General features: G+C 64.0%; 11 protein-coding genes. 8 read left to right on the top strand and 3 right to left on the bottom strand.

The features are described from left to right. Nucleotides 1-213: 213 nt before the first annotated feature. Nucleotides 214-771 (top strand): GNAT family N-acetyltransferase, encoded by a 558-nt coding sequence (locus tag EH240_RS11325; RefSeq protein WP_124998142.1) that lies wholly within the window; start codon nucleotides 214-216, stop codon nucleotides 769-771. A gap of 127 nt (nucleotides 772-898) precedes the next feature. Here the strand turns inward: EH240_RS11325 and EH240_RS11320 are convergent, their stop codons facing one another. The 3 genes from EH240_RS11320 to EH240_RS11310 form a co-directional block, all read right to left on the bottom strand. Next, on the bottom strand, nucleotides 899-2,080 hold the full coding sequence (locus EH240_RS11320) for an MFS transporter (protein WP_124998140.1): 1,182 nt from the start codon (nucleotides 2,078-2,080) through the stop codon (nucleotides 899-901). A gap of 124 nt (nucleotides 2,081-2,204) precedes the next feature. After that, nucleotides 2,205-2,414: a DUF2061 domain-containing protein gene (locus EH240_RS11315; RefSeq protein ID WP_124998138.1), complete on the bottom strand. Its 210-nt coding sequence runs from the start codon at nucleotides 2,412-2,414 to the stop codon at nucleotides 2,205-2,207. Nucleotides 2,415-2,624: 210 nt separating this feature from the next. Continuing rightward, complete coding sequence (locus EH240_RS11310) at nucleotides 2,625-4,289, bottom strand: Na/Pi cotransporter family protein (RefSeq protein ID WP_124998136.1); 1,665 nt, start codon at nucleotides 4,287-4,289, stop codon at nucleotides 2,625-2,627. Between the two features lie 364 nt (nucleotides 4,290-4,653). Between EH240_RS11310 and EH240_RS11305 the strand changes: the two genes are divergently transcribed. The 7 genes from EH240_RS11305 (at nucleotide 4,654) to EH240_RS11275 (ending at nucleotide 11,697) form a co-directional block, all read left to right on the top strand. Continuing rightward, nucleotides 4,654-5,016: an RcnB family protein gene (locus EH240_RS11305; protein WP_124998134.1), complete on the top strand. Its 363-nt coding sequence runs from the start codon at nucleotides 4,654-4,656 to the stop codon at nucleotides 5,014-5,016. 138 nt (nucleotides 5,017-5,154) lie between these two features. Beyond that, nucleotides 5,155-7,125, top strand: coding sequence for a DNA primase (dnaG, locus tag EH240_RS11300; RefSeq protein ID WP_124998132.1), 1,971 nt, complete (start codon nucleotides 5,155-5,157; stop codon nucleotides 7,123-7,125). A 367-nt stretch (nucleotides 7,126-7,492) separates the two neighbouring features. Continuing rightward, nucleotides 7,493-9,523: an RNA polymerase sigma factor RpoD gene (gene rpoD / locus EH240_RS11295; protein ID WP_124998130.1), complete on the top strand. Its 2,031-nt coding sequence runs from the start codon at nucleotides 7,493-7,495 to the stop codon at nucleotides 9,521-9,523. Between the two features lie 206 nt (nucleotides 9,524-9,729). Then, nucleotides 9,730-10,023 (top strand): GYD domain-containing protein, encoded by a 294-nt coding sequence (locus EH240_RS11290; RefSeq protein ID WP_124998129.1) that lies wholly within the window; start codon nucleotides 9,730-9,732, stop codon nucleotides 10,021-10,023. A gap of 69 nt (nucleotides 10,024-10,092) precedes the next feature. Then, nucleotides 10,093-10,473, top strand: coding sequence for a thiol-disulfide oxidoreductase DCC family protein (locus EH240_RS11285; RefSeq protein WP_206075249.1), 381 nt, complete (start codon nucleotides 10,093-10,095; stop codon nucleotides 10,471-10,473). 149 nt (nucleotides 10,474-10,622) lie between these two features. Beyond that, a complete protein-coding gene (locus EH240_RS11280; protein ID WP_124998127.1) occupies nucleotides 10,623-11,291 on the top strand; it encodes a PadR family transcriptional regulator in 669 nt (222 codons plus the stop codon). Between the two features lie 112 nt (nucleotides 11,292-11,403). Next, nucleotides 11,404-11,697 carry an HlyU family transcriptional regulator gene (locus EH240_RS11275; protein ID WP_124998125.1) on the top strand — a complete coding sequence of 98 codons (294 nt, stop codon included), beginning with the start codon at nucleotides 11,404-11,406 and terminating at the stop codon, nucleotides 11,695-11,697. The last annotated feature ends 7 nt before the right edge of the window (nucleotides 11,698-11,704 follow it).

The raw sequence follows: 11,704 nt of genomic DNA, 5'->3' as shown, positions 1-11,704 counted from the left end.
AGGGATGGCCCAGGACGGATTACGGAAGTGCGGTAACCAACCCGCGGATAAGAGCTGGATCAACCGTCGTCTCAAGGCCCATCCCGTCTCCGTGGTGCCCTCATCAATGGCAAACAAAACCTGTGGCAAAAGGCATAGGGCGAAAAAGGTCATCCATCATTCTTGACCACGGTCATAAGAGTTAGCGCGAACCGCTGAAGGCAGGATTACGTCATGATCGAAATCGTCAAGCCAGCGCTCGAACACCTGCCGTCCTACAAGGCGGCGCTGCAGCGCGGCTGGTCGCCCGACAATGTGCGGCTCCTGGACGCGACGCGCGAGCAGCTCGCGGCGATCGAGGAAGATCCGGTGGCATTTCTCGCTGGCCTCGACGACCGCGGGGCGAAGGGGCCGCCCGTTACCTTGCCGGATGGAAGCCAGGTGCCGCGGCTTCCTGGCTTCCGGCGCTGGATTTGGGATGGCGAGGCCGCCGGCTCGATCGGGCTTCGCTGGCAGAAGGGCACGTCGGCGCTGCCGCCGCGTGTGCTCGGCCACATAGGCTATGCGGTGGTGCCCTGGAAGCGGGGCCGCGGCTATGCCACCGAGGCGGTGCGGCTGATGCTGGACGAGGCGAGGGCGGTCGGTCTCGACTATGTCGAGATCACCGCTAAGCCGGGCAATCCGGCCTCGCACAAGGTGATCCTTGCCAATGGCGGCAGGCTGGTCGGCCGCTTCTTCGAGGACGCCGCCTATGGCGGCGCCGAAAGCCTCAGGTTCCGGATCGATTTGTGAGGGCCAGCGGCCCCTTTGGCATTCTAAAGCGCGTCGCGTCGAAACGGATTCAGGCGACGCGCTTTAAGTTGCTGTTTTTGTGCATGTCGTTACCCCAAAACCGCTGCGCACTTTTGGGCGACATGCATTATTCGGCTGCCGCCGGCAGCGGCGGCGTCGCGCGGCTGCGCCATTCCCAGGCCTGCGAGGCGAGCGCGACCGCTACGGCCACCAGCATGGCGAGCGCGCCGGCGACCGGTAGGCTGCGATAGCCCAAGCCGGCATTGAGCATCGCCGCACCCAGCGAGGCGGCGAGCGCGATGCCGACATTGAAGCCCGACGGGATGAGCGAGGAGGCAAGGTTCGAGGCGTCGGCGGTCCAGGCCAGGATCCGGGTCTGGATCGGCGCGCCGATGGCGAAGTTGAGGCCGCCCCAGATGACGATCGCGACGATCATCGGCACCGGATAGGGGCTGACGGCATAGATGACGGCCAGCATGACCGCCTGCAGGAAAAGCATGGCGATCAACGAAGGCATCAGCTTCCAGTCGGCAAGCTTGCCGCCGACAAGGACACCGATCGAGGCGCCGACGCCGTTGAGCAGCAGCACCCAGGGGATCAGGCTTTCGTCGAGGCCGGTGATTTCGAGCAGCGTTGGCGTGATGTAGGTGAACAGGCCGAACTGACCGATCATCAGCATCAGCATCAGGATGAGCGAGGTCCAGACCTGCTGGCGGCCGAGCACGCGCACCTCGCGCGCCAGGCCGGTGGGCCGGTTGGCGGCGCCCGCGGTGCGCGGCAGCAGCGCCAGCATGGCGACGATCGCGACGACGCCCAGCGCGCCCATCACCCAGAAGGTCGCCCGCCACCCCCAGAGACCGCCGATCGCGGTGCCGGCCGGCACGCCGATAAGGTTCGAGACCGTCAGTCCAGAGAGGATGACCGCCACAGCCCGGCCGCGCTGATCCTCGCGCACCAAGCCGACCGCGACCACAATGGCGACGCCGAAATAGCAGCCATGTGCGACCGCAGTCGCAATGCGCAACAGAAGCATCGAGGTGAAATCGGGCGCCAGCGCGCAGGCGGCCTGGCCAAGCGTGAAGGCAATCGTCAGCCCGATAAGCAGCGCCTTTCGCGAGACCCTGCTGGTTGCAAGCGCCAGAAGCGGGCCACCAATGGCAATGCCGCAGGCGTAACCGGAGACGAGAAAGCCGGCGGTCGGCACCGAGACGCCAAGGCCTTCCGCCACCTCCGGCAGCACGCCGGCGATGACGAATTCAGTCGTGCCGAAAGCGAAGGCGGCGATGAACAGGGCGATGAGGGGCAGCATGGCGCGGAAAGCGATCCTGAATGAGCTGGCCTCAAACCATGGATGGACGCTGCGGGCAATGCAGAAATTGTCGACGCCGCTTTAGGTTTTCTTGACAGGGTTCGGTATGGCCACGAAGGAATGACTACAAGGTCTTCTTCGTGCCGTACGGAATTTTCAGCCACGCCCGCTCGTGAAGGTAATAGAGCAGCGACTTGGTGACGACTTCGGTCAGCCCGATGGCGGCCGCGAGCTTTACGCTTCCGGTCACGACGAGCGAGATGATCATCGTGTCGATCGTGCCGGTTGCGCGCCAGGAAAGCGCCTTGGCGAAGCTGCGCGAATGGGTGTCCATCGACAAAATTTTCCTCCCAGGGGACGTCGGATATTCCTTAGCCGACGGATGCGAGGATGAGCAAAGGCAAATTTTGTCCGGGCCGACGCGCCGTGTTGATCGATGCCTAAAGCAGGTCGCGCTGGAACGGATTCAGGCGATACGCTTTAGATCTTTGTTTTGATGCATGTCGTTCTCCCAAAACCGCTGCTCACTTTCGGGAGACATGCATTAGCTCGCCTTCAGCCGCGAGCCGCCGAGCAGGCCGCGCTCCTCCAGCACCGGGTAGGCCATGGAAGCAAGCAGCGAATTGATCTGCTTGAGGTCGCGGATGGTGTCGAGATGGATCGAACTGGTCTCGACGCTCTTGGCGGTGCCGTCGCGCAGCCGTACAAAGTGGCTCGCGCTGGTCTCTTTCTCGCGCTCGCGCAGAAGGTCCTTCTCCAGCACCAGCTGGCGGGCGGTTTCGGGGTCGCGCGAGACGAGCACGTTGAAAGCAAGCCGCGCGTTGGCCAGCACCGAGGCATGGAAGGCGCTAAGCTCGCGCCAGCCCTCGGGGGTGAATTCCAGCCCGCGCTCCAGCTTCTTCCTGACATGCACCAGCATGTTGCGCACGATGATATCGCCGACCTGCTCCAGCTTGACGCAGGCGCCGATCAGCTCCTGGCAGCGCAGCGCCTCGTCCTCTGTAAGCGGGTTCTTGGTGACCTTGGCGAGATAGAGCTTGATCGCCGCGTGCTTCTGGTCGACCCGGTCGTCGAGCGCAGCCAGCGCCTTGATCTTGTCGCTGTCGGCGCTCTCGTAGAGCTCGATGATGCGCTTCAGCATGATCTCGACCGTCTCGCATACCCGCACCACCTCTCGGGTGGCGTTGGCCAGCGCTTGGCTCGGCGTGTCGAGCGCGCTCTCGTTCAGCGCCGAGAATTCGACGACGTCGAGAGCCGCTGCCGGCTCCCGACCGCTGCCCAGCGCCACAATCCTTTCGGACGCACGATAGACAAGGCCGGCGAGCGGCAGGCCGGCAAGCAGGATGATCACGTTGAACAGGATATGGGCGTTGACGATCTGGTCCGGCCCGGTCGCGCCGAGAAAGCCGACCGGCGGCTTCAGCGTCATGAACAGGATCAGCATGATCAGCGAGCCCATGCCGCGCATCAGCAGGTTGCCGATCGGCACGACGCGGACACCCGGGTCGGCGTTGCGGGTCAGCAGCGGCGCGATGATCGAGGAGCCGAGATTAACGCCAAGCACGAGCACGATGCCGAGCTGAGGCGGGATGAAGCCGCGGCCGGCCAGCGTCACCAGCAGAAGCACTGCGGCGATGGAGGAGTGGAACAGCCAGGTGACGAGCGCGGCGAGAAGGTAGGCAGTGACGAAATCGCCGGAGAAATAGTTGACGATCATCGGCATCAGCGTGCTCTGGCGCAACGGTTCGGATGCCTGGCCGATCATCTCGAGCGACAGCAGCAGCAGGCCGATGCCGACGAGGATGCGGCCGAACTGACGCCAGTCGCGGCGTTCGGTGGCCATGAACATGAAGGTTCCGGCGACGAGGCAGACCGGCACCAACAAGGAAAGATCGAAAGTGAGCAGCTTGACCACCAGCGCCGAGCCGATCTCGGCGCCGCGCACGGCAAGCTGCCCGGCGGCGCCCGAGACGATGCCGGCTCCCGCGAATGAGCCGACGAGCAGCGTGACGGCGGTGGAGCTTTGAAGCGCGATGGCAAGGCCGCAGCCGGCCAGTACCGCCATCAGCGGTTTGCGCATGGTGGCGCGCAGCTTGTGGCGCAGCACATCGCCATAGGCGCGTTCGACGCCGGTCTTCACCAAGCGGGTGGCAAAAAGCATCAGCGCCACCGCGCCGGCAAGGTGCAGAAGGACGACGGAACCGCTCATGCCCGGCCTCGCAATGAGGCGGCAGGGAAGGGGGAAAGGGCACGAATCACAAGCATTTCAGGGGCCGAGATTACTCCAAACAATTTTAGCCGGATAATAAATTTTGCGTCGCTTGACGGGCGGCCGGCACACGACGGGGCGTGTCGGAAATGGATGGGAGACATATTGGTTGCATCCGGCCGCGGCGCTAGCCGGCCTGACGCGATACGAAGACTGGCCCAAGGGTCAATTTGGGTTTTTCTTCTTCTTGAAATGATCTTCACAAACGTCGGAAATCATTACAGAATTGTAATCAAGGTGTTCAGTTTCGGTTCATCCACGCCGGAATATCTCCTTGCCTATCGACAACCAAGGAGCACCGACCATGAAGCGTCTCATACTTTGCGCCGTCACTGCCTCGATGCTGGTCGCCTCAGCTTTTTCGGGCCAGGCCGCGCCACTCGTTAAGCCGAGCGCGCCGCAGTCGAGCTACACCCAGGTCGACTGGCAGAAGCCGGGCCGGCACGTCGAGAAACGCGTCGTGAAGAGGAAGGTCGTGGTGACGCGCGGCCATTGGCGCAACGGCCAGAAGTATTCCAGCTGGAAGCGCCATCAGGCGGTTCGCGACTGGAACCGTTACGGGCTGCGTCGCCCCGGCCCCGGCCAGGAGTGGATCCGCGTCGGCAACGACTACCTTTTGGTCAGCATGGTCTCCGGCATCATCTTCGGCGCGATCGCCGCGCACTGATCCGGCAACGATCCGAAACACAAGAAGGCGGCCCATCCGGGCCGCCTTCTTTTTGTCTGTGAAAAGCGGGTACGATGGATTTAACGAGTCGTCGCGCCCGGGCGGCTCGATTATATGGAGGGCAAAAGAGCTTCCCCGATGCGCTTTCCGCCCGCCTTCCTCGACGAGATACGCGACCGCGTGCCGATTTCCGCGGTGATCGGCACGCGTGTCTCCTGGGACAGGAAGAAGACCAACGCGTCGCGCGGCGACTATTGGGCCTGCTGCCCGTTCCACGGCGAGAAGAGCCCGTCATTCCACTGCGAGGACAAGAAGGGCCGCTACCATTGTTTCGGCTGCTCGGTGTCGGGCGATCATTTCAAGTTCCTGACCGAGCTCGACGGGATGAGCTTTCCCGAAGCGGTCGAAAAGATCGCCGAGATGGCGGGCGTGCCCATGCCGGTGCGCGACGAGGCGGAGGAACGGCGCGAGAAGGAACGCGCCAGCCTGACCGACGTGATGGAGATGGCGACCGTCTTCTTCCAGGAGCGTCTGCAGGGACCGGAGGGCGCCAAGGCGCGGGCCTATCTGCGCGATCGCGGCTTGACGCCCGCGACGCAGCAGTCGTTCCGGCTCGGCTATGCGCCGGACAGCCGCAACGCGCTGAAGGAATATCTCGCCGCCAAGGGCGTGCCGAAGGCCGATATCGAGGCCTGCGGGCTGGTGCGGCATGGCGACGACATTCCCGTCTCCTATGATTGGTTCCGCGACCGCATCATGTTCCCGATCCCGGATTCGCGGGGGCGGATCATCGCCTTCGGCGGTCGGGCGCTGGCGGCGGACGCTTTAGCCAAATACATGAACTCGCCGGACACCGAGCTCTTCCACAAGGGCAATGTGCTTTACAACTTCGCCCGCGCCCGCCAAGCGCTAGGAAAGGGGGCCGTCGCCAAGGGCGGCACGGTGATCGCCGTCGAAGGCTATATGGACGTGATCGCGCTGGCGCAGGCCGGCTTCGAGAATGTCGTGGCGCCGCTCGGCACGGCGCTTACCGAAAACCAGCTCGAGCTGTTGTGGCGCATGGCCGGCGAGCCGGTGCTTTGCTTCGACGGCGACCAGGCCGGGCTGAAGGCTGCCTGGCGCGCCGCCGACCTTGCCCTGCCGGCGATCCAGCCGGGCCGCTCGGCACGCTTTGCGCTGCTGCCCGAAGGCAAGGACCCGGACGACCTGGTCAAGGCGGATGGACCGGAGGCTTTTCGCGCGGTGCTGGCGGAGGCGCGGCCGCTCGCCGACCTTTTGTGGATGCGCGAGACGGCCGGCGGCGTCTTCGACACGCCGGAGCGGCGCGCGGAGCTCGAAAAGAGGCTGCGCGAGATCACTAGCTGCATCCGCGACGAAAGCCTGCGCTATCACTACAGCCAGGAAATGCGCGAACGGGTGCTGAGCTTCTTCGGCTCGCAGCGCGGCGCACGGCAAGGCCGCCAAGGGGGACGCCCGGACGGCCGGCCGGGCGAGCGCGGCAGAGGCTCGGCGCCGGGCGGAGCGTTTGGCCGGGGCGCTACCGCCGTCGGGCGCGCCGCAATCACCGAAAGCCTCGGCCGTTCAGCACTGGTCAAGCGGGCCGGCGAGGGCATGTCGGTGCGCGAGGCAACGATCATCGTCGCGCTGGTGAACCATCCTGCGCTGATCGACGAGAATTTCGCGCATGTCGAATTCCTCGACCTCGTCAACTCGGATCTGCGGCGGCTGCATGCCGCCATCCTCGATGCGATGGCCCATGACGCGGCCGACAACCGCGACGCGGTGATCGGCACCATCGAGCGTGCCGGGTGCGGTGGCATCTGGGAGCGGGCGGTGGCGCTGATCAAGCGGGCGCGGCAGTGGCCGGCGCTCGAAACCGCGGCGCTCGACGATGCCCGCGACGCCTTCAATCAGGCGCTGCACTTGCAGCGCAGCGCGCGCACCTTACATAGAGAGCTGAAACAGGCGCAGGCGGCGCTGGATGCAGACCCTTCGGATGAAAACTTCCGGCATCTCGTCGAAATTCAAGCGCAATTCAACGATGTACAGGCAACGGAAGCGCTGATCGAAGGGTTTGGCGTTTCATCGGGCAGGGCCGGACGCGTTTAGGTCGAGACCTGCCAAAAAAGGAAGTGGAAATACACAGCGCGTCGATTCGACGCCCCTAAGTCGGGTAATTGATTCGCTTTTTTCATGCGAATCATGCCAGAGGCGCTTGACCTTCTGGCAGATTGGCGGAATCAGGACGATTCGAAACGTTAACCGTGCCCCGGCGTCGGCGGGAAATTTTGAGCGATGTGAGATTCTGGTCACTGGACAGGCAAAGGGCCTGCCACAGATACCAGGGTTAATCTGGACTTAACAAGAGATGCGGCTACTGGCCCGGTAAGAAGCGATCTGGTGCGAGCGCATCCGATTAGACCGGTCCCGGCAGCTTACGCGGCTTCGATATTGGGCCGCTTGGAGACGACAAAGAATGGCGACAAAGGAAAAGGAAGAGGTCGAGACGGAACGTGAAGGCGCCACCGATGGCCCTCTGCTCGACCTTTCCGATGATGCTGTCAAGAAGATGATCAAGGCCGCGAAGAAGCGCGGCTATGTGACCATGGACGAGTTGAACTCGGTGCTGCCTTCGGAGGAAGTGACCTCCGAGCAGATCGAGGACACGATGGCCATGCTCTCCGACATGGGCATCAATGTCGTCGAGGACGACGAGCAAGGCGAGGAAGCGGAGGCCGCCGACACCGGCGCCGACGCCGAGGAAGACGCCAACGAGCTTGCCGAGCAGACCGGCACCGCCGTCGCCACCACGACCGCCAAGAAAGAGCCGACCGACCGCACCGACGATCCGGTGCGCATGTATCTGCGCGAGATGGGTTCGGTCGAGCTTCTGTCGCGTGAGGGCGAAATCGCGATCGCCAAGCGCATCGAGGCCGGCCGCGAGACGATGATCGCGGGCCTGTGCGAAAGCCCGCTCACCTTCCAGGCGATCATCATCTGGCGCGACGAGCTCAACGAATCGAAAATCCTGCTGCGCGAGATCATCGACCTCGAGGCGACCTATGCCGGCCCCGAAGCCAAGCAGGCGCCGGTTGTCGAACGCATCGAGGAATCGCCCAAGGCCGAGGAAAAGCCGCGCGGCCGCGCGGCGGCGCGCGAGGAAGAAGACGACATCACCAATGTCGGCGGCGACACGCGCGGGCTGGAAGAAGAGGAAGACGACGAGGACGAGGCAAGCCTGTCGCTCGCCGCGATGGAAGCCGAACTGCGCCCGCAGGTGATGGAGACGCTCGACGTCATCGCCGACACCTACAAGAAGCTGCGCAAGCTGCAGGACCAGCAGGTCGAGAACCGGCTGGCGGCTGCCGGCACGCTTTCGCCCAGCCAGGATCGCCGGCTGAAAGAGCTCAAGGAGCAGCTCATCAAGGCGGTGAAGTCGCTGTCGCTCAACACCGCGCGCATCGAGGCGCTGGTCGAGCAGCTCTACGACATCAACAAGCGTCTGGTGCAGAACGAGGGCAAGCTCTTGCGGCTCGCCGAAAGCTACGGCGTGCGCCGCGAGGAGTTCCTCAGGGAGTATCAGGGCTCGGAGCTCGATCCGAACTGGACGCGCTCGATCGCCAACCTGACCTCGCGCGGCTGGAAGGAATTCACCAAGAACGAGAAGGACGCGATCAAGGAGCTGCGCGCCGAGATCCAGAACCTCGCCACCGAGACGGCGATCTCGATCCAGGAATTCCGCAAGATCGTCAACCAGGTACAGAAGGGCGAGCGCGAGGCCGCGATCGCCAAGAAGGAAATGGTGGAGGCGAACCTTCGTCTCGTCATCTCGATCGCCAAGAAATACACCAACCGCGGCCTGCAGTTCCTCGACCTGATCCAGGAAGGCAATATCGGCCTGATGAAGGCGGTCGACAAATTCGAGTACCGCCGCGGCTACAAGTTCTCGACCTACGCGACCTGGTGGATCCGGCAGGCCATCACGCGCTCGATCGCCGACCAGGCGCGCACCATCCGCATTCCGGTGCACATGATCGAGACGATCAACAAGATCGTGCGCACCTCGCGCCAGATGCTGCACGAGATCGGCCGCGAGCCGACGCCGGAGGAACTGGCCGAGAAGCTCGCCATGCCGCTGGAAAAGGTGCGCAAGGTGCTGAAGATCGCCAAGGAGCCGATCTCGCTCGAAACGCCGGTCGGCGACGAGGAGGATTCGCATCTCGGCGACTTCATCGAGGACAAGATGGCGATCCTGCCGATCGACGCGGCGATCCAGGCCAATTTGCGCGAGACGACCACGCGCGTGCTGGCTTCGCTCACCCCGCGCGAGGAGCGCGTGCTCAGAATGCGCTTCGGCATCGGCATGAACACCGACCACACGCTGGAAGAGGTTGGCCAGCAGTTCTCGGTCACCCGCGAGCGCATCCGCCAGATCGAGGCCAAGGCGCTGCGCAAGCTCAAGCACCCCAGCCGCTCGCGCAAGCTGAGAAGCTTCCTCGACAGCTGAGACGGAAATATCAGACAAGCAATTCAAAGGGCGCTGCGGCGCCCTTTTCATTGGGTCAACAGGCGCGCCGCTCTCTTGCCCACGATGCCCGTCAGGAGGATACTTTCCGTGTCGGATGCATTTCTGGGCGACAGACCGGATGCCCGCCCCGGCGGAAGGTCCTTGACCTCGACGCCGTGCTCCGTGGCGCCGGAGAGAGGTGTGCCATGACGACCTATATTATGCTGATCAACTGGACAGAGCAGGGCGCCAAGAACGTGCGCGAGTCGCCGAAGCGGCTCGATGCCGCCAAGAAGCAACTGGCCGACATGGGCGGATCGTTCAAGGCGTTCTATCTGACCATGGGCGAGTGCGACATGGTGGCCGTGGTCGAGGCGCCCGACGATGCGGTGCTTGCGCGTTTCGCGTTGATGCTGGCGACTGGCGGCAGCGTGCGGACGCGGACGCTGAAGGCCTTTCCCGAGTTCGCCTATCGCGAGATCATCACCTCGCTCGGGTGAACGCGCCGAGGGCCGCTTTGGCCAGTGCGCCACATTGCGGTGATGCGTCCCGTCGCCGATAGTCGCGCGATGTCCAAGCCCCTGCTTACGGTCTGGTACAATACGCGCTGCCCGGTGTGCGATGCCGGCATCAGGCGGCAAAGGCGGCGGCTGATCGAGGCGGTCAAGGCCGGCCGCGTCGAATTCCGCGACATCAATTTCGAGCCGGCGGCGCTTTCCGCATTCGGCGCCTCGCTGGAGGACATCCGCCGCCGGCTGCATGCGATCGACGCCGAGGGCAGACTGCTGGTCGGCGCGGATGTGGCGATCGCGGTCTGGCGGATAACGCCCGGCGAAGGCTGGCTGGCGACACTGTTCGGCAATCCGATCGCGCGGCCGCTGACGCGCCTTGCTTACGACCGCTTCGCCGATCTGCTTTACGCCTGGAACCGGCGCAACGGCCGCTGGTAGCCTGTTTCCCGGACGCGTTGCTTCGCATCTTCGACCGCTCGGCAGCGTCCCTTGGCGCCAATCGCGATACATCGTAAGATATATCTTGACTTACAGCGAGCTGCGAACTAATTAAGATATATCGTAAGACATAACTCAAGGAGCAATCCATGCACAGGCATAACCATTTCGGCGAGCGCATGTTCATGCATATGGCCGGCAAATTCGGCGGTCGCGGCGGCGGCTTCGGGCCGTTCGGGCACGGCATGCGCGGCGGCGGACGCGGCGGCCCGGGCGACATGTTCCGCGCCGGCCGCATGCTGGCCGACGGCGACCTCAAGCTGATCACGCTTTCGCTTCTGGCCGAGGCGCCGCGCCACGGCTATGACATCATCAAGGCGCTGGAGGAGCGCACCAGCGGCATCTACAGCCCGAGCCCGGGCGTGGTCTATCCGACCCTGACTTTCCTCGAGGAAGCCGGCTACGCCGTCTCGTCCAGCGAGGGCAACAAGAAGGTGTTCTCGATCACCGAGGCGGGCAGGGCGCATCTCGAAGAAAACCGCGAGATGATCGATCATGTGCTCGACCACCTCGAGCGTTTCGGCCGCAAGATGGCCAAGGCGCGCGACTGGTTCGGCTGGAACGACGACGGCGAGGAGGGCGGCCGGCGCAGCCGCCACGAGAAGAGGGACGAAAAGCGCGACCGGTTCCGGGCGCTGCGCCAGCGGCTGCGCGCCGCGCTCGGCGATATCGTCGATGCGCCGGAAGACAAGCAGGCCGAGGCGATCAGCATCCTGGAAGACGCCGCCGCGGCGCTGGAGGCGCTGTCGCACCGCTGAGGCCGCCAACCGGCGTGAGGCGCCTATTGCCCGTTCAACCGAGGGCCGCTACTGAAAATCGTCCTGCAATACGCTATGTGATGCAGGACGATTGCCGTTGGAGGATACTGAAATGTCTTTTCTGAAACGTCTTTTCGGCGGCGGTGGCAGCGAGGCGACAGAGGCCGGTGCCGCGAAGCCGGCAAAACAGGTCGAGCACAAGGGATTCCTGATCAGCGCAACGCCCTACAAGGCCGACGGCCAGTACCAGACCTGCGGCGTCGTTTCCAAGGAAGTGGACGGCGTGATGAAGGAGCATCGCTTCATCCGCGCCGACCGTTTCGCCGGACTGGACGATGCCGTCGACATCTCGATCAAGAAGGGCATCCAACTCGTCGACGAGCAGGGCGAGAGGATGTTCGGATAGCCGCAGC

The organism is Mesorhizobium tamadayense (assembly GCF_003863365.1).
Taxonomy (GTDB): domain Bacteria; phylum Pseudomonadota; class Alphaproteobacteria; order Rhizobiales; family Rhizobiaceae; genus Mesorhizobium; species Mesorhizobium tamadayense.
This window is presented reverse-complemented; position numbering and strand designations above follow the sequence as displayed.

Excerpts from the sequence above, each read along its gene's own strand:
- dnaG (WP_124998132.1), top strand. The coding sequence starts at position 5,155 with ATGCGCTTTCCGCCCGCCTTCCTCGACGAGATACGCGACCGCGTGCCG.
- EH240_RS11310 (WP_124998136.1), bottom strand. The coding sequence starts at position 4,289 with ATGAGCGGTTCCGTCGTCCTTCTGCACCTTGCCGGCGCGGTGGCGCTG.
- rpoD (WP_124998130.1), top strand. The coding sequence starts at position 7,493 with ATGGCGACAAAGGAAAAGGAAGAGGTCGAGACGGAACGTGAAGGCGCC.
- EH240_RS11325 (WP_124998142.1), top strand. The coding sequence starts at position 214 with ATGATCGAAATCGTCAAGCCAGCGCTCGAACACCTGCCGTCCTACAAG.
- EH240_RS11305 (WP_124998134.1), top strand. The coding sequence starts at position 4,654 with ATGAAGCGTCTCATACTTTGCGCCGTCACTGCCTCGATGCTGGTCGCC.
- EH240_RS11315 (WP_124998138.1), bottom strand. The coding sequence starts at position 2,414 with ATGGACACCCATTCGCGCAGCTTCGCCAAGGCGCTTTCCTGGCGCGCA.
- EH240_RS11320 (WP_124998140.1), bottom strand. The coding sequence starts at position 2,080 with ATGCTGCCCCTCATCGCCCTGTTCATCGCCGCCTTCGCTTTCGGCACG.
- EH240_RS11290 (WP_124998129.1), top strand. The coding sequence starts at position 9,730 with ATGACGACCTATATTATGCTGATCAACTGGACAGAGCAGGGCGCCAAG.
- EH240_RS11275 (WP_124998125.1), top strand. The coding sequence starts at position 11,404 with ATGTCTTTTCTGAAACGTCTTTTCGGCGGCGGTGGCAGCGAGGCGACA.
- EH240_RS11280 (WP_124998127.1), top strand. The coding sequence starts at position 10,623 with ATGCACAGGCATAACCATTTCGGCGAGCGCATGTTCATGCATATGGCC.
- EH240_RS11285 (WP_206075249.1), top strand. The coding sequence starts at position 10,093 with ATGTCCAAGCCCCTGCTTACGGTCTGGTACAATACGCGCTGCCCGGTG.